The following is an 18,842-nucleotide window of genomic DNA, read 5'->3' as shown; positions in this document are numbered from 1 at the left end:
CCCTCGCTCCACCTAAATGATTCGGCAAGCGAGTTAAAAATTAAAATCAAAATCAACCAGCTTCTCTGCGATATCGTTGAAGGTCTCTTCGGATTGCTTGAAATAGCTCTCCCAGATCGGTTTGCTCCAGATCTCTACACGGTTCGAAACGCCCAGCACAATACAGTCCTTGTGTAGCTTGGCATATTCGCACAGCGTATTCGGTAAGTTTACCCTTCCCTGTTTGTCGAGCTCGCATTCCGTTGCTCCCGAGAAGAAAAAACGGGAGAACGCACGTGCATCCGACTTCATCATGGGCAGCGATTTCAGCTTCTGTTCAAGCAAGCTCCACTCGCTTTGCGGATAAACAAACAAACAGTTATCAAGTCCTCGTGTGACAACAAAGTGGTCGCCAAGCTGTTCGCGGAATTTAGCCGGGATGATGATGCGGCCTTTCTCGTCAATGCTATGCTGATATTCGCCCATAAACATTGAACCGCTCCACCCCTTCCCCCAAATCCTCCACTTAACCCCACTTTCTACCACTAAGGTTGAACTATTCGCCACCCGCAATTGAAATCCTGCTCCTTTAGCAGGATTTAATAAAATAATTTATGGGATTAACCTTGTTACGGTTTTGAAACTTTTTAGTTCTTTGGATCGTGTACACTAGAAAAGAAATGCTGGATGAATCATACATAAGGGGGCCTGCCTGTGACCGGCACTTCCGCCTTGACCTATAAAATCAACCTTCTTCGCAAGGTCGAGCTGCTTTGTTATCAAGTAACACACTATTTACTCCGCAGTGAAGAAGAAGCAGCAGCTGCCAGCGAGGAAGCACTGACCGCTCTATTCCGCAATCCAATCTTCTTGGAAGCGTCTGAGGAGGAACGCTCTGCGATCGCCAGGAAAACCGCCATCACTGTTGCGATGCAGCGTGCTGCAGGCAGCGCGCAAACACGGCAAAAAGAGCTGACACCACATGCCGCCGGGGACATGTGATGCAGCTCTTTGCATGGCTTCTTAGGTCTTCTATACTTCTGAATCCTCTTTAGCTGGTTCCGCAGCCTCAAGCGCCGGGACTTGTTTTGTGCTGGCTGCCGAACTCGAATTACGTTTGCGCCGGTTGCTTCGGTAAGCCAAATAAGAAGGAATACCTACGATTGCAGCCAATGCCAATACCGGTAACGCCCCGGCAATGAAGATAAACACACCTTGAATGAACGCGTATACCACATTCGTGCTGCCTGACATGGCATCCGTAATCCGCGTCAGAAACCCCGGATCCTCTTCATCTTTCGCAGTTACAGGCTCCAGCACCTGATACATCCTCAGGTCGATGGTGGAGTATTCCACGTTTTTGTCCAAATAACGAATTCGCCCTTTAATCCGCTCAATCTCCGTTTGCACTTCGCCGAGCTGGTTTGAGATTTGCAGCAGATCCGTAGTCTTCGTCGCTTTCTCCATGAACGCAGTCAACCGAGCCTCAACCACTTGACGAGCCTTCAGCCTTGCCTCCATATCGACGTACTCTTCCGTCACATCCGTTCCTTGCGCGCTGCTCTCGAAGCCTTCATGCTTGATTTTCTCCAGTTCGCTGATGAAGGTATCGAAGCCGGCTGCCGGCACTTTAATTGTGTAGGTGCCGCCTAACTCGGAGGTTGTCTTCTTGTCCGAGAAAGAGAGCAAATAACCGCCTGACAAATGAATCAGATTTCGAAGCGAGGTTTGGGCTTTGCCGTAGTCTTCAACCTCCATGTTCACATTCGCTCTGTAAATGATTTTTCGAGTGAAGCTGGACTCTCCGTCCGGAATGTTGCTTCCGGTGTCGCTCATACCGGCAGCAGGCGACTCTTCGGAGCTTGCCGCTGTGTCTGCGGTATTCGAATTCGACGACGAAGTCTCCACAGATTCCGCGTTAGCCATCGGCGGCGCTGCCGCCTCCGAGCTCACAGCAGCGTTGTTGCTGGTTGCACCGCCCGCATACCCGTCGCTCGAAGAATTCTTGTCGCTGTTACTCGCGGAACAACCTGCCAACATCCATACCATGACTGCAATGCCAACCAGCATCATCCATCTGACGCTTCTCTTTTTTGCTGCGCCTTTGCCATGAAGCATGTTCATGATACAACCCCCACTTTACTATGGTATATTGTCGACCTACCTATCAAACGTTGGCTGAAAGGTAGAAGTTGCATATTGTGGGAGAAAAAAGACGCATGAACCGGCTCAGCAGGGAGCTGCGTTCATGCGTCTTGTTTTTACCGCGATATATTAATGCTCTTGCCAGCTGTCCAGATAAGCCTTCTGCTCGTCCGAAAGCTTGTCGATGCCTGTTCCGATCGCTTCAAGTTTGTAGCGAGCTACTTGCTCATCCAGCTCATAAGGAACGTTGACGACTTTCTTGCCGATGCTGTTGTAATTATCGTTCACATATTTAAGCGACATCGCTTGCAGCGCGAATGTCATATCCATAATTTCGGCCGGGTGACCATCGCCTGCCGCCAGGTTGACCAAGCGACCTTCTGCCAGCAAGTAGATGCTGCGGCCATCTTTCAACTGGTACTCTTCGATGTTGCGGCGAACTACGCGTTTGCCATTGGAAAGTGCCTCAAGCTCAGGTTTGTTCACTTCAACGTCAAAGTGACCTGCATTGGACAGAAGTGCGCCATTCTTCATCACTTCGTAGTGCTCCCCACGGATGACATCTTTGTTCCCCGTTACCGTAACGAAGAAGTCGCCCAGCTTAGCCGCTTCAATCATCGGAAGCACAGTGAAACCGTCCATGTAGGCTTCAACCGCACGAATCGCATCGATTTCCGTTACGATAACTTGCGCGCCGAGACCTTTCGCACGCATCGCCACACCTTTACCGCACCAGCCATAACCTGCAACAACGACTGTTTTTCCGGCTACTACAAGGTTTGTCGTGCGGTTGATCCCGTCGAACACGGATTGGCCCGTGCCATAACGGTTATCGAATAAGTATTTGCAGAAGGCATCGTTAACGGCAACCATTGGGAAGTTGAGAGACCCGTCCTTCTCCATCGCTTTCAGTCGCAGAATGCCGGTCGTCGTTTCTTCTGCGCCTCCGCGAATATTCTCCATGAGGTCAGGGCGTTCAGCATGAAGGATCGAAACGAAATCGCCGCCGTCGTCGATAATAAGGTCTGGCTTCGTTTCAAGTGCTTTGACAAGCAAAGACTTGTACTCAGCAGGCTCCGGATTGTATTTGGCAAATACAGTGATGCCGTCTTCGACAAGCGCCGCACATACATCGTCCTGCGTGGACAGCGGGTTGCTGCCTGTGATCGTTACTTCTGCGCCGCCGGCTTGAACGACTTTAGCCAAGTAGGCGGTTTTGGCTTCCAAGTGGAGGGAGATGGCAACCTTCAAGCCTTTAAACGGCTGCTCTTTCTCGAATTGCTCGCGAATCCGATTAAGTACAGGCATATGAGCTGCAACCCAATCAATTTTCAAATGTCCTTCCGGCGCAAGCGCCATATCACGTACGATACTGTTTTGCTTCGCATTAACTGTCATTGTTTTCCAGCACCCTTCCTTCTTCTACGTTCGCGTTGATTGTCCTTGCATTAAATCGAAATCAAATGATGGCCGCTCTGTTGATCATAGGGGATCTCCAGCAGCTTGTCGATCCACGCTCTTCCATATTGATTATAGAATTCCGTCATATTCAGTACACGTTCCTGGGGCTTGCCATCCGGCCACAATGACAATGCAATCCAGTCCAATTGCCGAAGCGCGGCTCCGAACTTCTTGGCATGGGCGTCCCTAGTCCGTTTCTCGAGGTACGAGATTTGATCCTTGATTCGAAGCAGGTTCTGATCCGTCAATGTCCCCAAGCCACTCGCAACCGAAACGGTTAAAGCCTTAATAGGCTCGTACAAGGCTTCTATGCCTGCAAGAGCTTCGGCGAATCCGGCTTCAATTCCGGTTTCATCCCGCTCCTTCAGCCATGCCTCTCTGCATGCCTTAAATCGATAAGCCACTTCATCAAAAGACAATCCATACTTGGACATATATTTCGAAGTTTTGTCTTCGACAAGCGTAAAGGACATCCGCGGCACAACAATCGGCATTTCCATACCCAGAACCTTGAACGCCTCACCGGTCAGCGACCAATAAGCAATCTCGCCCGGACCAAGAACCGCGGCCATAACAGGCAGCACGTAGTCTTGCATGATCGGCCTTGTCAGGACATTGTTGCTGAATCGCTGCGGCTCGTTGTCTGCCCATGCTTGCAATTGTTCGATGGACCATGACTTGGAGCCTTTGCGGTTGCGGAACTGACCTTCATGCTTATATAGTAATATCCGCTCTTCCTCGTCGAAGAGGAACAAGTTCGCACTTCCCTGCGCAACATCCGCCGAAGGCGTGAACCCAAGCTCCTCAAGCTGACTTGCACTGCGGAAGTAAGCCGACTCCAGCTCATCATTACGCGCCAGCATCTGACCGAACATCGGCGCTTCCAGCTTCCGCATGCCGGCATCATCCGCATCCAGAAGTACAAGTCCTTGGCTGCCAAACAGCCACCCGAGCAAATAAGCAAACAAATCGGACAACGTTTGAGACTGCTTCGCATAGTGGTCCAGTTTCTCAAGGAGCTCCGGCTTAAACGATGTGTCAGGCAATGCAGCGCTTAGAAGGTGGATCGCTTCCGTGAAGGTATCCTGCGCGATATTCGTCCTGCTTACAGCGGTGCGAGCACCCTTTGGTCTCTGGACAGCCAATCGGTTCAGTGCGGAAGCTTCTCCCCGCACATACACATGATTGACTTCATCGAAGTCATGGTCTTCGCCGGCAATCCAGAACACCGGCACGACAAATGAACCAAGCCGTGAAGCAGCTTCCTTCGCAGCCGAAATCGCCGTAACCGCTTTATGGATGACGAGCAGCGGACCTGTCCACAGACCTGCCTGCTGGCCGGTCACAATGACCGGCGCCCCCGAGCGAATCGCGTCAATATTCGCCATGACCGCTGCATTGTTGTTATATCGCGTATTGTACGTTTGGAGCGTATCGCCAAGAAGACGAGCATCCGCGCGCTTATCCGCGTTCTCTGAGAGCCAGCTCATTCTGCGTTTCCAGTGCATATTTTCTGCCGCGTGGCTGCCGAACAGCGCCTCTAATCCGGGGTGGCTTCGATGTATATAAGCTTCGGTGACAGGCTGTCCGAAAGGCAGCTGAACCGTATCGATTTTCATGGACAGTCTCTACCTTTCTCCCTCGTAAATAACACCTTAAGAATAAGTACGGTTTTTCTCATTCATTGTACACAACGGGGCGCGTACCGTCAAAAAAAACCACCCTCCTCGTACGGAGAGCGGTCCTCATTTCTATATGAAACAATTGATGATGATTACACGTTAAAAAAACTCTTCCCGATGCCGATACACATCAGTATCACGTAACAAAGACTCATGAGAAAGAAACCGAGTCGCCATATTGCGCGCATAATGCGGCGCATATTAATATTGCCCTTCAACCGGTATTGCACGTTGCCCAGCAGTCCGCCGCCCAGAAGAAGAATGAGCAAAATACCGTAAATGCCAAATGAACTATGAAAAATTTTATTAAACAAAACAGCCACACAGCCAATTAGAAGTGCCGTAGTTACATCCATGGCCGTGCTGAATGCTTTTTTCTTATCCCCTGTGAAAGCTCCATAACCAAAATAAACGAGTAGAAACGGTATTATCGGAAGAACAGCCAGAAAAGCGTAGACATTCTTGATGCTTTCCCAAATCCACTGCATCCTCGGTTCGCCCCTCTCTGCGGTTATTAGTTCGTCTGGAGTGTTTGAATTAATGTCAGTACGGCTTCATTCATCGGAGCAGGTACTTGCATCTTCTTGGCCAGCGACACGATGCCGCCGCTGATCCAATGGATTTCGGTCGTGCGTCCTGCCAGCACATCTCGGAGCATGGAAGACTGGTTTCCTGCGGTCGCTTCGCAAATATGGAGCAGCTGATCCCAGCTGTCCGCGTCCTTCGTCATTCCGGCATGAATGAGAATGCGCTCACTCTCTTCATGCAGAGCCTTCATCCAGCGCAATCGGCTCGGATCGGCAGAGAGCTCTCCATTCCTTACCCCGAATATGCCGGTAAGCGGATTGATGACCGCATTGATCAATAATTTCCGATAAACAACATTCTCCATCTCATTCGACAGTTTGCCTTCAATTCCTGCACCAATGAGCGCTTTTAGCAACATTTTTTGAGGTTTGCTCGCTTTTTCTTCGTTTTTCGGCCAACTGCCGAACATAATCGCCCCGCTTCCTGTATGGTGAACGGAATGATCGTCGATTCGCATGGCACCTACTGTCGTTATGGCGGCATTCAGCTGCTCCTTGGGGCATACTTTGCCAAGCAAATCCAGGTGCCCAATCCCATTCTGAAGTGCCAGCACTGAGCAGCCTGCGGCAGTCAAACGTCCCAGCTGCCGAAGAAGATGCTCGCTCAGATGCACTTGCTTCACGCAGAGCCATATCCAATCCTCTTGTCGCAGTGCATCGGGTACATAAGAATCGATTGTCGAAGCCTGTACACTCACCCGGCTTTGAGCGCCGTCCCGCTTAGTCAACCGGATGCCTTCCTTGCGGAGCAGCGTCGCTTGCTCTTCCGATCGCGTCAAGATGACTACTTCCATGCCGGCTTCCGCCAGCCTTGCTCCATATAACAGTCCGAGAGCCCCTGCTCCCACGATGATCATTCTCACTGATTTGCCTCATTTCCATCTCTGCCTGGTTAAACTTATCGTAACAGAAGCAAACTAAAAAATCCCGCCGTACCTATAGCAGGTTCGGAGAGATTTTGGAGAGCCGCCTTTCAATGAAAAGCGGGCTATTCGATTCGTTCCAAGTTACCGTTTGCATCCATTTTGAAGCGAGGTTTCGCTTCATCTTCTTCCGTCAGTACGGTTAAGCGGCGTGCACGGTCCATAATTTGAATGAGCGTCTTGTAATCGTCATTGACCGCACGATAATCCGTTTGGGCGTTGTTGACTTCAAGTGACAACCTTTCATTCAGCTCACGTAAGGTAAACAATTCTTCATCCTTCTCGCGCAGATCGCGTTCAAGCGTTTTGATCTGGCGATTGAGTTCCTGATAAGTACCTTTCCATTGCCGCAGAAATCGGATAACGGTATCAATTGATAGCGATTCTTCCGTCAACGGATCGTTCTTGAACGTGCGTTCTTCTGTGTCGAGCAAGCTGATTGCGGATACATGAGGTGTTGCAACGTACGTTTGTTTTTTCATATAGTTCCGCTTCTGGCGCTGCTGCTTCGCAATTTGTATCGCATCTTCATAGCGTTTGCGGACACAACTGTTCCAGCGGAATCCGCATGCGGCCGATGTCCGGCCGATCCGCTCTCCTACTTCCTCAAAAGCGGCCAACTGCGTGCTTCCCTCGCGGATATGCCGCAGCGTCACTTCGGCTAGGATGAGATCGTCATCCGGGCTCCAGGCATCTTGTCTGACTGCTGTCATGCAACCAAAACCTCCTAACATTAGGCGCTTACTTTATCTCTATGCCCTTGGTAGAGTTCATAGAATCTATCGGATACTAATTTGTATATCCATTTTTTTGACGGCTCATACATGTTTTTTCGCAAATTGAAGCAAACTTGTATCAGAGCGTGAAAAGGAGGCAAAAAGTTTGCCAATTCGTCACGAGTGAAACAGTTTACACATGTTACCTGAAACGTTATAATGGGCAATAGTAATTGGGTCGAGTTGACGAGAAGGGGGATGAAATCATGGCACGCATGTTCCGAGTGCTCGGTTTCTGGACGCTTGTAATCGCGCTTATGGCGTTTGCAGGACATATGACCGAGATGGCACTCTTGTTCTTTATTCAAACCGTCGTGTTTGTCCTGTTAGGCTATTTGAACTTTTCCGAAAGAACCTATATGTTGATGTTCTGGGGATACATGTTTATCTCGTTCGTCAGCTTCACGTATTGGACCGTATTTGTAATGGGTAACCCATTCTAATAAATCGGACCTTCTGACATTCACAAATAGCCAAAAGGCTGCTCCGAGAAGATGGACGACCATCTCCGGAACAGCCTTTTTTCGTTATCCTGCTTTATTCGCCTTTAACCAAAACCATCACTTTAAACGATTCGCTCATATTATCGCTTAGCAGCAGCTGACGGATGGATCGATTCCGTCTTGCCGCTTCGCCGAATGGATTCGTCCCGTCATGGGCGACCAGATCCTGCAGCAAGCCTTGATCCAGAAGAAACTGCTTCTGCGTATCATAATACTGCACTTGCCAGCCCGCCCGATCGGCTGCGTGTCGGCAAGCAGTAAAGTTGACGTGCGAGGTAATGTCCTGCTCTCCCGGTGCGCTGAATGGACGATCATGCGCCACATGATCCTTATAACATAGCAGCGTCCCTTGCATTCGATGCGATGCCGTTATTTCCTGCGCCTCGTGACCATAGTCCACGAGCATTAATGCTCCTTGTTCAACCATCTTGCTCATCTCTGTAATCCACCGCTCTGCAGCAAGGTTCACTTCGGTAATCTGCCCTTCCAGCAAATCAATTTCATCCCGTCTGAGCACCTCTGCAATCCGTTCGTCGGTTAGAGCTGTATAAACGTATCGAAAAGCATCTTCATCCGCATTATCTTTCATGGCCACGCCAAGCTCCCACAGCTGACCTTCTATCATAACAATCCGATGAACCGGAAAAGCATCCAGCAGTTCATTTGCGATGATGATCGAATACGTCGTCTCCGTCGGCGATGACGCCCCCCCGGCGCAGTTGTTTGCATCCTTCCAAACGTTCTTCGCCTCTTCGGGTGTCATGAATTGCAGCTGCGGCCGCGGCGCAGCTGCATTGTCGAGGCCAGCTAACGCTTGCTCCAGCCTTGCTTGTGCTTCAACCAGATGCACAGGGTTGCTGTCCACGATATAGTGTTGCGCTTGCGACAGCCACGAATGGCCGGCGGCGGACCAAGCCGTAATCATTTGCTGAGAGAGCAGTCCCGTCCCTGCCCCCCATTCCGCGATTCTGATTGCCGACTCCATCCGGCTTTCCGCCAATGCGGCTGCACAGTTCGCCAACTTCTCCCCCATTATGGAACCAATCGCCGAGCTCGTATAGAAATCGCCTTTCTTACCGATTCGTATTTTTCCGGAACGATAATAGCCTTCCTTCTCGTCATATAAACACATAGCCATATAGTCATGGAACGAGATGCAGCTGACATCGGCATTCTCCCTGGCGTGCACAGAAACTCGTCCCCTCAGCGGGCTATTTGCGATTTGCTCCCCAATTAACAAGGATAATCGTCGGCCGTTGCTGTCCATGCAATTCCCCTTTCCAATCAAGGACAAAATTAGCCCTTGCAGATATAATAGAATTGGTACATGCATATAGTAGTGCATGCAAAGTGTGAAGCCTTAAGAAAGGGGAGCCCTTCGTGAAAGGAACGATACGCCGCCGGATTGCGGCGTTCGCCGTTTGCGCGCTCGCAGTGTGGCTGACCATTTTCCCCGTATTTGCCGACCCTGCAACCCCGAAGGATGAAGAGGTCCGAGCAATACTGGAGAAAAGCCTCTCCGTCGTTGAAATTGACAAGGAAATTGCACGCGTGAAAGAGCAGCAGCAAACGATCCTTGCGCAGCTGGATGATTCCAAAGTGAAGCTGGCAAGCCAAGAACAATCGATCGAGAAAAAACGTGAAGAGGCAGGGAAAGTACTTCGGGCCTACTACACCGGTGAAAGAGATATTTTTCTGACAGTGCTTGTGTCCTCGGACAATTTATCGGAGCTGCTGCAGCTGCTTGATTTTTTTGATCTCATCTTTTCTAATGACAAGCTTACGCTGAACACGTACATGAAGCAATATCGAGAGCTGAAGAAAAATATCAGCAAACTCGATACGCAGTCTGACCAGCTTGCGGAAGTCGAAGAACGCCTTACCACGCAGCGAAATCGCGTTATTGCGCTTCAGCAGGATGTCGATTCCTCGCTAAGCGGACGGTCCGACGCAGACAAACTCAAGCTGCTTATCAATGAATTTACGGACTTCTGGCAAAATGTCGGATTGTTAGAGGTAAAACGATATTTCAGCGCGTTGTCCAAAGCGATGAAGCAAATGCCGGCTTGGGTGCAGAACAATAAAGACATGCTTGATATTGACGGCTTCAATTACGCCCTCACAATCCCGGACGACAAGCTTAATGCATTTTTGAGGGAGCAAAATGTGCTGTTCAACAATTTCTCCTTTGCCTTCGAGCCTGAAAAAGTCATCGTAACGGGCAAACGAGACAATATGGAAGTACAGTTGACAGGTCATTATTCGCTGGAGAAGGACGGCTCTATCTTATTTCATGTCGATTCGCTAATCTTTAACGGTTTGGAGCTGCCGGACACGACAAGAACGGCACTTGAGAAAGAATTTGATCTCGGCTTCTACCCTTCCAAAATCGTATCCTTCCTCAAAACCAAATCGGTCACCGTTGAAGACGGTAAACTATTGATTAAGCTTAGCATCAGTCTTTGATGGATCCTCGGGCGGTGCTTCGGCATCGCCTATTGGTTGTTCCGGCTCCTCATTCCACTCGGATATATAGGTGCTGGTCAGCTCAGGCGTCAATGCCGACTGATTTCCTCCGAGCGTTGCAAGCAGCTTTGACCAGCGTTCCCACCTTCCCCGCCAAGAAGGATCCGGCGTTACCGATGTTCGGCTTAACATGCCAACAAGGAAATGCGGTGGTCTCTGATCGATATCGTTATATTCAAATTCATTCGTCATCGCCGAAATGCGGGAAGGCAACCGGCCAAGTGTCCGATAGTGGTCCAATTGCGCCTCCGTAGAGGTCATCTCCGTAATGTATGCACTGGCTTCGCTCAGTCTTTCCGTCCCGGCCAGCATGACAAAACTTCTCCCATTCGCTCGAACAACAGGACCGGTGGTAGATCCAATTGCCAGCAGTCCTCTCTCCTCATCCGACAAGGATCTATAGAGTGTCCAAGGCATAACGGCAGACATCAGCGTACCGGCACCAAATGCGCCAAGCAGCTGATTTTTCTGTTGAGCCGGCGCAAGCCTGTAGATCTGGGCAGCATATTCGGCGGCAAAATAAAGCTGTTCCTTCTGCGTGATCGTAAATGGAGACAGATTGGCCGCCGCTTCGCTGTTTTCCTTGAACATGCCCATCCATGCCGCCATTTCCTTGGGATCATTCGTATTGAGGTTAAATGGGCTGAGATTCGGGTTCGTTGCCACTAATGTTGCAACGGCAGCCTTCAGTCCTTCCAGATCCTTGGGCGGCGCACTCAAGCCGGCAGCTTTGAGCAGATTGTTCTGCCATACCACGAGCAAAGGATTACAATCGAGCGGCACTCCCCATAGAGAGCCGTTCCACTTCACGATACTTGTTAGCGCTTCCATTTGGTCGGCAGCCGTATCTCCCGAAACAATATCATCAACGGGAAGCAGAAACCCTTGCACGGCAAATTCCCGCACGCGATCATTGTCTAACAGCATCAGATCGAACGGTTCGCCATTCTCCGATGCTTTCTTCCTTGCCTCATCAGCATCTTCGTTATGTATATTCGTCATCTGAATGGTTATTTGAGGATGAGACAACGTAAAATGCTCATTCTCGGCCTGCCAATAGCGATATTCAGCCTCGTCCATCGAGACTGCGATTGAAAGAGTCGTCCGATCCTGCTCGTCCCCATCTACAATCTGAGGTTTGTCGGCCGATAACGGACCGTCATCCGAATGAGTGACCGGCGATCCCGGTTTACCAATCATGGGAACAAGCAGCGCAGCGCAAATCGTAAATACGCACAGCAGCAGCATGACATATTTTCTGCGTGACACCGTGTCCCTCCTTTAATAGGGAGTTTGTCGGAGACAAACTCTCACTGCTTCCGTTTGACGTAGTCAAACTCTCACTGCTCCAAACAAAAATTTTAGCTAATCTTTATTTTAGCAAGAAAGCGCTTTTTTGTCGCGTGTCAATTCCGGCTTATCGACTGATTTTCAAATTGCTTCGCAGCCCGGATTCCTTCATACTTGGAGAAACCGCACCGTACGAGGAGGCTGAAGCCATGCAACCGATTTACAGTGTTGACCTGCAATTCCCGAAGAACATGCTGCCAAACGACTTCGAGCGAATGGTACAAGAAATGACCGAAGCGACGGTCAACTTGCTGGATCGCGATGACACCCTGCTCTTCGTCAGCAGCCAAGCTGATGCTTATGCAATTGAAGCTTTCGCCTCTTCCTATAAAGCCAGCTGCGAGCACGGACAATGGGTTCGACTGGATGAATCATGGTCGCTTAACAGCCGCACTTTCACGGACTACGGACTCATTACGCAATCGGACAATCGATATCTCGACTTATTGCTCGCATCCATCGTTTGCTTAATCCCCGGCACCGCGCATGAAGCTGAGCTTGCTTCAGCCGCCGAACAAGCGGACGAGCATGCTGTTGCTCTCCTGAAGCAAAATGACGGCCGCAGGCTGCTCGCCATTGACCGTCATCAGGTTTCACTTATTGAGGGAATTGCGCGGGCCTACCGCTGCAGCTCCGAAACGGTGCTGGAAGCATCCGAATCCTACTAGAGCAGATCCGCCGCCAATTGGGCGAGTTTGGAACGCTCGCCTTTCTCAAGCGTCATATGACCGCTGACGCTCTCTTGTTTGAAGCGCTCCACGATATGCGTGAGGCCATTGCTGATCGAATCCAGATAAGGATGATCGATCTGCTCCGGATCGCCCATCAGGACGATTTTACTTCCTTCTCCGACACGCGATACGATCGTTTTGACTTCATGCCGGGTTAAATTTTGCGCTTCGTCGATGATGATGAATTGCCCCGGTATCGAACGCCCCCGAATATAAGTGAGCGCCTCTACCTGAATGCTGCCGAGCCCCATTAATATTTTATCAATATCGCCCGACTTCTTCGTATCGAACAAATACTCCAAATTATCATAAATCGGCTGCATCCACGGACGCAGCTTCTCATCCTTCTCACCCGGTAAATATCCGATATCCTTCCCCATTGGAACGACCGGTCTTGCGATCAGCAGCTTCTTGTATTTGTGCTCATCCTCCACCTTCATCAGACCTGCAGCAAGCGCCAGCAGAGTCTTGCCTGTACCGGCTTTACCGGTCAGCGTCACAAGCGGGATGTCGTCGCTAAGCAGCAATTCCAGTGCCATGCGCTGCTGCGCATTGCGGGCGGTAATGCCCCATACCGGATCATTGCTTAGATACAGCGGCTCGAGCCGCGCTCCATCTTGGCTCACCTTGAGCAGCGCCGATTTGGACGTCCCCATCTCATCCCGCAGGATGACAAATTCATTCGGGTGCAGACGCGTGTTCAGAAGCAGATTCTTGATCGTAAGAAACCGGTACGTATAAAATTCATCAATGACCGAAGGATGCACTTTAAGTGTTAAATACCCCGCATACACATCCGAAGGCGCTACCACCTGATCGGATAAATAATCTTGAGCTTCCAGCCCCAGCACATCCGCTTTAATGCGGACGAGTACATCTTTACTTACGATGATGACAGGACGCGGATCTCCTTTGTCCTGCTCTTCGAGATGATAATTGAGCGCTACCGCAAGGATTCGATTGTCGTTAGACATTTCACCGAACATTTCCTGAACACGCATAAAGCTGCGATGATTTAGTTCTACCTTGAGAACGCCCCCGTTATCAAGTTCAATACCTTCGTGCAATCGTCCCGTCAGCCTCATCTGGTCCAGCAGCCGGGAAACATGCCGTGCATTACGGCCAAGCTCATCAGCCAATCTTTTCTTCGAATCAATTTCTTCCAACACCACCGCGGGTATTATGATCTCGTTGTCATCAAAAGCGAAGATCGCTTGCGGATCATGTAAAAGTACATTGGTGTCGAGCACGAATATCTTTTTCATCGTGAGCCCTCCTGGCGTTGGAATTTCGTTCAAAGGCGTACATAGCGCGGCCTTTATCTAGACAAACTATGCTTGAACAAACTTTGCAGATTCTAGAAAGGTCAGGTGGCGAATATGAGAAAGTGGCTGGTGCCCGCTATGATCCTTTGCTTGCTGGCAACAGGCTGTAATACTGTCGCCCGCAATGAGACATCACCCTCTCCGCAGAATGATAATCGCGTTCGTGCACAGCAGAGCGCTCCGCAGAAGAAGCAAATCAGCAGCCCTAAACAAGTCGCAGCTCATTTAGAGGATCTGGCGCGGCATGTACCCGGCGTGAAGGCCGCTCACTGTGTCGTGTTTAAAAATACAGCGATCGTTGGCATTGATGTCGCAGGAAATTTGGAACGCTCCCGAGTCGGAACGATCAAATATGCGGTTGCAGAAGCATTCCGTAAAGATCCCTATGGCATTGATGCCATCGTAACGGCCGATATCGACATTGCAACGCGGCTGAAAGAAGTGCAAGCCGACATGAAGCGCGGCAGACCCCTTGCCGGGATGGCCGAAGAAATGGCCGACATCATAGGGCGGATTGTCCCTCAGGTTCCGCGGGATATCCAACCGGAGCAACCGGATCCTGCTAAGACAGATAAGCAAAAAATGAGTCAAAAGCTCTAGACTTACGAAGACACCGGCACCGTGAGAGTCGGTATAAGAACACAAAAAGCCTAGTGATCCCTCACTAGGCTTTCTTCATGGCAGCAAACACCTGTCCATCCAGTTTGTCTGCTGCTCTTTTGTCGTAAGTTTTCTCATACTCAGGTCTTGCGGACAAGCGTGCGCCGTAAAACATCGCATCGCGTACTGAAGTAATGTCGATGTCGAAGCATACCAATTTAAATGGCACGTCCTCAAGCGCTTCAGTTACAAGCCGTGCCGTGCCGTAGATCGTTTGAACAGTACCCGGCGCAAACACAGTAACGCTTACATCCACTTTCGAAGTCATATTCACCGTTAGGCGCGAGCGGCCGTCAATGGCGAAACGCAGTGTGGAGCGGTTGACCGCATAAATCCACGATATTACGCTGGAAGTCGGAAATCCGCTGTCTGCATCAATGGTGTGCAACAGAACAAACGGTTCTCTCTCCAATCCACTTAGCAGCTCGTCAGTAAGTACGGTGACAAGTTCAGTCATCCGCAGTCCTCCTTGCCTATTGTGTCAGTGCTTCGATGGTTTTATTATAACATAGCATACGTCGTACTACCACATTCATTCCGCCATTTTGGATGCCAGCGCCGATTTCGCTTCCTGAAGTTTGGCTTCATTCAGGTGCACATACGGCGAATGCCATTCCCCTTCAAGCGGGATAAAGGTGATATCGCTTTTGCTGATGCCAAAGTACGTCTTCATCATATTTTCTACTTCGTCGCTCGGAATATCCATACGCATATTATTGCCTACCGCTTTAATAACGTTGGCGATTTTGGGGACGCTGGAGAAGGATTTGAGTTTATCCGCGATTTCACCGAGCACCTGACTTTCACGGCGATTTCGGTCAAAATCACTCGACATATTCGTGCCGTCGTTGGACTTGCGGTAACGGACGAAATCAAGCGCGTCATCCCCCTTCAGATTCTGATGGCCCTTCTTCAGATCAATGTTCGTACCGTCGGCGTTGTCGACATACCGCATGTCCATGTCCACATCAACATCGACGCCGCCAAGCGCGTCTACGACATCAACGAAGCCTTGAAAGTTGATGGTTGCCGTATAGTCGATTGGAATGTCGAAATATTTGCCGAACATCTTGCGCATATCCTGCTTCGCTTGTCTCTCCGCGTCTTTACCCTCCAACCCATCGCTCTTTGCGCCTTTGAGGAATCTCGAATAATACGCATTAGCTTTACGGCTGTTGTAGCCTGGCAGCTCAATCTTAGAATCACGAGGAATGGATACGACGACCGCAGACTTCGTATTCGGATTAAATGTCGCAACCATCATGACGTCGGTATTTAAGCTCCCGGTTTCCTTCCGTGTATCAACGCCCAGCAGCATGATCGTTACCGGCTTTACCTTAACCGACTGATTCGCGGAAACCGTGACCGTCGGATCGGCATCCGTCGTAATTTCACCCAAAACATCCTTTGAAACCTTGTACAAATAGCCCAGATACCCCGCAACACCAATCAGTAATGCCAAAAACAGAACCATTAATCGGCGAAGCCAATATCTCTTCTTACGCTTATCCTTAGCCTTATCCTTACGTGGAGACAAATCGGATCCCCTAGTCATGACTTCCACCTTCGTCAGTTATATTTCGGATTCTCGTTGATATCATGAAGCAGCTGTTCACCGGATTCTCGGGGAAACATTTGCAACTTGCTCTTACTGTCTTTATCAAACCTCAAATGGATCATCGTATCGTCTACCGTATGTATGTGCAGATTCGATATTCCGTGATCCTCTGTCAGAATCTCGAGGAAGAAATCTCGGGTATCGATTGCGGCACGATCTTCCGGTCTTGCTTCCGCTACCAGCTGAATTTGAAGCCAATTGAACAAGGCATCCTCAAATCGCAAGTTAAGCCCCTCCCGTATCCGAGCTGCTGCTTCCGCCGCGTTTTCCTTTTAGCTTGTCATAGAATTGTCTACCCCGAAGCAAGGCCATCATAAACACAGCAACGGACATGCACTGGATGATAGGCAGTTTATCAAATTGCAGTACGAACAGGACAAACGAGCCGCCCGCCATCACGAGATGCACGAGTACTTCTTTCAGGATAGGCAATCGTTGTACACGAAATACAGCGTTAAAAATATAAATGGTCAAAGCCAGAATGATAAGATAGGTCAAAATAGGATGAGCGTGAAACCAATTCTGCATGATGCTTCTACCTCCTGAATTGCTTGAAATGACTTCCATTAGGTCAGGGACGAGAAACGGCAGGGCAACAACGAACTCTATAAGAGAACGCTGCAAGCCCTGCCTGTCATCTACTGCCATCAATGGCGATTGTATATTACTTAAACGCCAGCTTGAGCTGTTTTACGTTGTTTCTCAGCGCGCTCGCGCTCGCTCTTATTGAGAAGTTTCTTACGAAGACGGATCGACTTCGGCGTTACTTCGCAATATTCGTCATCGTTCAAATATTCCAGTGCTTGCTCAAGGGAGAACAAGATTGGTGTTTTCAAACGAACCGTATCGTCTTTACCGGCGGAACGAACGTTTGTCAGTGCTTTCTCTTTACAGATGTTTACGATAATGTCGTTATCGCGGTTATGCTCGCCGACAATCATACCTTCGTATACATCAGTTCCCGGTTCCATGAACAGTACGCCGCGATCTTCTACGCCCATCATGCCGTAGAAAGTGGATACGCCGTTCTCGCTCGAAACCAGAACACCTTGGTGACGGCCGCCAACAGAAGCGCCGGCAAGCGGGCCGTAGCTGTCGAACGCATGGTTCATGATGCCGTAACCGCGAGTCAGTGTCAAGAAGTTCGTGCGGTATCCGATCAATCCGCGTGCGGGAATGATGAACTCGATACGCACTTGACCGGTACCGTTGTTGATCATGTTGACCATTTCGGCTTTACGCGAGCCAAGGCTTTCCATGACCGCGCCTGTGCTCTCTTCCGGTACGTCGATAAGCAAACGCTCGTAAGGCTCATTCTTCTGGCCGTCAATTTCCTTGACGATAACTTCCGGCTTGGAAACTTGAAGCTCGAAGCCTTCACGACGCATGTTCTCGATCAGGATACCCAGGTGAAGCTCGCCGCGGCCGGAAACAACGAATGCATCCGGGCTGTCTGTTTCATCTACGCGAAGCGCTACATCTGTTTCAAGCTCTTTGAACAGACGCTCACGCAGCTTACGGGAAGTTACCCATTTGCCTTCGCGGCCAGCGAACGGACTATTGTTAACGAGGAAAGTCATTTGCAGTGTCGGCTCATCGATCTTCAGAACCGGCAGCGCCTCTGGATTAGCAGGATCTGCAATGGTTTCACCGATGTTGATTTCACGAATACCGGCAATAGCAACGATATCGCCTGCGCCTGCTTCTTCAACTTCTACGCGCTTCAGACCTTGGAAGCCAAACAGCTTCTCGATACGCGCCTGTTTCGTTACACCTTCACGGTTAATGACGGCAACGGATTGACCTTGACGGATGATACCGCGGTTTACGCGACCAACAGCGATACGACCCAGGTACTCGTTGTAATCAAGCAAAGTAACGAGGAATTGAAGCGGCTCGTCTACGCTTTCTGTCGGAGAAGGGATTTGCTCGATGATGGTCTCATAGAGTGCCTGCATGTTCTCGTCTTGTTTCTCAACGTCCAAGCTTGCCGTACCCATCAAAGCAGATGCATATACAACCGGGAATTCAAGCTGCTCGTCATTGGCGCCAAGCTCGATGAACAGATCCAATACTTCGTCAACGACTTGCTCAGGGCTCGCATTTGGACGGTCGATTTTGTTCAGTACAACAATCGGAGTCAAATTGCTTTCCAGCGCTTTACGAAGTACGAATTTCGTTTGTGGCATACAGCCTTCGAATGCATCGACGACAAGAAGAACGCCGTCAACCATTTTCATAATCCGTTCTACTTCGCCGCCGAAATCGGCATGTCCCGGAGTATCCACGATGTTGATCAGGTAATCTTTGTAGTTTACAGCTGTGTTCTTCGCCAAAATGGTGATGCCGCGTTCCCGTTCCAAATCATTGGAATCCATTGCGCGTTCTTGAACCGTTTCATTGTCACGGAACGTGCCGGATTGTTGAAGCAATTTGTCGACTAGCGTAGTTTTACCATGGTCAACGTGCGCAATAATTGCGATATTCCTGATGTTCTCTCTGGCTTGCATGTTAAGAATCCACTCCAACTTTTTTTTATTTATTAGTCTGCTGTGTGCGGGCTTGCGACAAACGTG

20 protein-coding genes are annotated in these 18,842 nt (G+C 49.8%); 5 read left to right on the top strand and 15 right to left on the bottom strand.

The genetic code is table 11. The features are described from left to right. Nucleotides 1-33 precede the first annotated feature (33 nt). Entirely contained in the window at nt 34-471 is a 438-nt protein-coding gene (mraZ, locus tag I8J30_RS16090) for a division/cell wall cluster transcriptional repressor MraZ (protein WP_210659388.1), read from the bottom strand. A 222-nt stretch (nt 472-693) separates the two neighbouring features. Between mraZ and I8J30_RS16085 the strand changes: the two genes are divergently transcribed. Then, nucleotides 694-981 (top strand): hypothetical protein, encoded by a 288-nt coding sequence (locus tag I8J30_RS16085; protein WP_091219547.1) that lies wholly within the window; start codon nt 694-696, stop codon nt 979-981. 30 nt (nt 982-1,011) lie between these two features. On the opposite strand, the gene I8J30_RS16080 is transcribed toward I8J30_RS16085, so the two are convergent. From I8J30_RS16080 to I8J30_RS16055, 6 genes are all read right to left on the bottom strand, one after another. Further along, nucleotides 1,012-2,103, bottom strand: coding sequence for a DUF4349 domain-containing protein (locus I8J30_RS16080; protein WP_210659386.1), 1,092 nt, complete (start codon nt 2,101-2,103; stop codon nt 1,012-1,014). Between the two features lie 150 nt (nt 2,104-2,253). After that, nucleotides 2,254-3,522, bottom strand: coding sequence for an adenosylhomocysteinase (locus tag I8J30_RS16075; RefSeq protein ID WP_091219552.1), 1,269 nt, complete (start codon nt 3,520-3,522; stop codon nt 2,254-2,256). Between the two features lie 50 nt (nt 3,523-3,572). Further along, nucleotides 3,573-5,204, bottom strand: a complete 1,632-nt coding sequence (gene bshC, locus I8J30_RS16070; protein WP_210659384.1) for a bacillithiol biosynthesis cysteine-adding enzyme BshC — start codon at nt 5,202-5,204, stop codon at nt 3,573-3,575. Between the two features lie 155 nt (nt 5,205-5,359). Next, nucleotides 5,360-5,755 (bottom strand): DUF3397 domain-containing protein, encoded by a 396-nt coding sequence (locus I8J30_RS16065; RefSeq protein WP_091219557.1) that lies wholly within the window; start codon nt 5,753-5,755, stop codon nt 5,360-5,362. Between the two features lie 26 nt (nt 5,756-5,781). Continuing rightward, nucleotides 5,782-6,711, bottom strand: a complete 930-nt coding sequence (locus I8J30_RS16060) for a ketopantoate reductase family protein (protein WP_240548140.1) — start codon at nt 6,709-6,711, stop codon at nt 5,782-5,784. Nucleotides 6,712-6,842: 131 nt separating this feature from the next. Further along, entirely contained in the window at nt 6,843-7,490 is a 648-nt protein-coding gene (locus I8J30_RS16055; RefSeq protein WP_091219563.1) for an RsfA family transcriptional regulator, read from the bottom strand. A 269-nt stretch (nt 7,491-7,759) separates the two neighbouring features. Here I8J30_RS16055 and I8J30_RS16050 point away from each other — a divergent pair, with 269 nt between their 5' ends. Further along, the gene (locus tag I8J30_RS16050; RefSeq protein WP_090979850.1) at nt 7,760-7,996 is read left to right on the top strand and encodes a DUF2626 domain-containing protein; all 237 of its coding nucleotides are present in this window, start codon (nt 7,760-7,762) and stop codon (nt 7,994-7,996) included. A 94-nt stretch (nt 7,997-8,090) separates the two neighbouring features. On the opposite strand, the gene I8J30_RS16045 is transcribed toward I8J30_RS16050, so the two are convergent. Further along, entirely contained in the window at nt 8,091-9,323 is a 1,233-nt protein-coding gene (locus I8J30_RS16045) for a class I SAM-dependent methyltransferase (protein ID WP_210659380.1), read from the bottom strand. 113 nt (nt 9,324-9,436) lie between these two features. Between I8J30_RS16045 and I8J30_RS16040 the strand changes: the two genes are divergently transcribed. Next, complete coding sequence (locus tag I8J30_RS16040) at nt 9,437-10,522, top strand: coiled-coil domain-containing protein (RefSeq protein ID WP_210659378.1); 1,086 nt, start codon at nt 9,437-9,439, stop codon at nt 10,520-10,522. Here I8J30_RS16040 and I8J30_RS16035 read toward each other — a convergent pair. Further along, nucleotides 10,493-11,851, bottom strand: a complete 1,359-nt coding sequence (locus I8J30_RS16035; RefSeq protein ID WP_210659376.1) for an ABC transporter substrate-binding protein — start codon at nt 11,849-11,851, stop codon at nt 10,493-10,495. The two genes, I8J30_RS16040 and I8J30_RS16035, sit on opposite strands and share 30 nt — an antisense overlap. A 230-nt stretch (nt 11,852-12,081) precedes the next feature. Here I8J30_RS16035 and I8J30_RS16030 point away from each other — a divergent pair, with 230 nt between their 5' ends. After that, nucleotides 12,082-12,600 (top strand): hypothetical protein, encoded by a 519-nt coding sequence (locus tag I8J30_RS16030; protein WP_210659375.1) that lies wholly within the window; start codon nt 12,082-12,084, stop codon nt 12,598-12,600. On the opposite strand, the gene I8J30_RS16025 is transcribed toward I8J30_RS16030, so the two are convergent. Further along, nucleotides 12,597-13,928: a PhoH family protein gene (locus I8J30_RS16025; protein WP_210659373.1), complete on the bottom strand. Its 1,332-nt coding sequence runs from the start codon at nt 13,926-13,928 to the stop codon at nt 12,597-12,599. The two genes, I8J30_RS16030 and I8J30_RS16025, sit on opposite strands and share 4 nt — an antisense overlap. A gap of 114 nt (nt 13,929-14,042) precedes the next feature. Between I8J30_RS16025 and I8J30_RS16020 the strand changes: the two genes are divergently transcribed. Further along, nucleotides 14,043-14,588 (top strand): YhcN/YlaJ family sporulation lipoprotein, encoded by a 546-nt coding sequence (locus I8J30_RS16020; protein WP_091219578.1) that lies wholly within the window; start codon nt 14,043-14,045, stop codon nt 14,586-14,588. A gap of 64 nt (nt 14,589-14,652) precedes the next feature. Here the strand turns inward: I8J30_RS16020 and I8J30_RS16015 are convergent, their stop codons facing one another. The 5 genes from I8J30_RS16015 to typA form a co-directional block, all read right to left on the bottom strand. Further along, entirely contained in the window at nt 14,653-15,105 is a 453-nt protein-coding gene (locus tag I8J30_RS16015) for a pyridoxamine 5'-phosphate oxidase family protein (protein WP_210659371.1), read from the bottom strand. Nucleotides 15,106-15,180: 75 nt separating this feature from the next. Then, nucleotides 15,181-16,203: an LCP family protein gene (locus I8J30_RS16010; protein ID WP_210659368.1), complete on the bottom strand. Its 1,023-nt coding sequence runs from the start codon at nt 16,201-16,203 to the stop codon at nt 15,181-15,183. A 14-nt stretch (nt 16,204-16,217) separates the two neighbouring features. Then, nucleotides 16,218-16,490, bottom strand: coding sequence for a hypothetical protein (locus I8J30_RS16005; RefSeq protein WP_210659366.1), 273 nt, complete (start codon nt 16,488-16,490; stop codon nt 16,218-16,220). A 1-nt stretch (nt 16,491) separates the two neighbouring features. Next, complete coding sequence (locus I8J30_RS16000) at nt 16,492-16,794, bottom strand: YlaH-like family protein (RefSeq protein WP_091219588.1); 303 nt, start codon at nt 16,792-16,794, stop codon at nt 16,492-16,494. Nucleotides 16,795-16,934: 140 nt separating this feature from the next. Beyond that, nucleotides 16,935-18,776, bottom strand: coding sequence for a translational GTPase TypA (gene typA, locus I8J30_RS15995; RefSeq protein WP_210659363.1), 1,842 nt, complete (start codon nt 18,774-18,776; stop codon nt 16,935-16,937). Nucleotides 18,777-18,842 lie beyond the last annotated feature (66 nt).

The organism is Paenibacillus lignilyticus (genome assembly GCF_017942085.1).
GTDB lineage: Bacteria > Bacillota > Bacilli > Paenibacillales > Paenibacillaceae > Paenibacillus_Z > Paenibacillus_Z lignilyticus.
This window is presented reverse-complemented; position numbering and strand designations above follow the sequence as displayed.

What these genes read in the sequence shown, in the direction of transcription:
- I8J30_RS16010 (WP_210659368.1), bottom strand. Translation starts at nt 16,203, where the DNA reads ATGACTAGGGGATCCGATTTGTCTCCACGTAAGGATAAGGCTAAGGAT.
- I8J30_RS16060 (WP_240548140.1), bottom strand. Translation starts at nt 6,711, where the DNA reads ATGATCATCGTGGGAGCAGGGGCTCTCGGACTGTTATATGGAGCAAGG.
- typA (WP_210659363.1), bottom strand. Translation starts at nt 18,776, where the DNA reads ATGCAAGCCAGAGAGAACATCAGGAATATCGCAATTATTGCGCACGTT.
- I8J30_RS16080 (WP_210659386.1), bottom strand. Translation starts at nt 2,103, where the DNA reads ATGAACATGCTTCATGGCAAAGGCGCAGCAAAAAAGAGAAGCGTCAGA.
- I8J30_RS16075 (WP_091219552.1), bottom strand. Translation starts at nt 3,522, where the DNA reads ATGACAGTTAATGCGAAGCAAAACAGTATCGTACGTGATATGGCGCTT.
- I8J30_RS16025 (WP_210659373.1), bottom strand. Translation starts at nt 13,928, where the DNA reads ATGAAAAAGATATTCGTGCTCGACACCAATGTACTTTTACATGATCCG.
- I8J30_RS16045 (WP_210659380.1), bottom strand. Translation starts at nt 9,323, where the DNA reads ATGGACAGCAACGGCCGACGATTATCCTTGTTAATTGGGGAGCAAATC.
- I8J30_RS16020 (WP_091219578.1), top strand. Translation starts at nt 14,043, where the DNA reads ATGAGAAAGTGGCTGGTGCCCGCTATGATCCTTTGCTTGCTGGCAACA.
- I8J30_RS16030 (WP_210659375.1), top strand. Translation starts at nt 12,082, where the DNA reads ATGCAACCGATTTACAGTGTTGACCTGCAATTCCCGAAGAACATGCTG.
- mraZ (WP_210659388.1), bottom strand. Translation starts at nt 471, where the DNA reads ATGTTTATGGGCGAATATCAGCATAGCATTGACGAGAAAGGCCGCATC.
- I8J30_RS16000 (WP_091219588.1), bottom strand. Translation starts at nt 16,794, where the DNA reads ATGCAGAATTGGTTTCACGCTCATCCTATTTTGACCTATCTTATCATT.
- I8J30_RS16015 (WP_210659371.1), bottom strand. Translation starts at nt 15,105, where the DNA reads ATGACTGAACTTGTCACCGTACTTACTGACGAGCTGCTAAGTGGATTG.
- I8J30_RS16055 (WP_091219563.1), bottom strand. Translation starts at nt 7,490, where the DNA reads ATGACAGCAGTCAGACAAGATGCCTGGAGCCCGGATGACGATCTCATC.
- I8J30_RS16065 (WP_091219557.1), bottom strand. Translation starts at nt 5,755, where the DNA reads ATGCAGTGGATTTGGGAAAGCATCAAGAATGTCTACGCTTTTCTGGCT.
- I8J30_RS16050 (WP_090979850.1), top strand. Translation starts at nt 7,760, where the DNA reads ATGGCACGCATGTTCCGAGTGCTCGGTTTCTGGACGCTTGTAATCGCG.
- bshC (WP_210659384.1), bottom strand. Translation starts at nt 5,204, where the DNA reads ATGAAAATCGATACGGTTCAGCTGCCTTTCGGACAGCCTGTCACCGAA.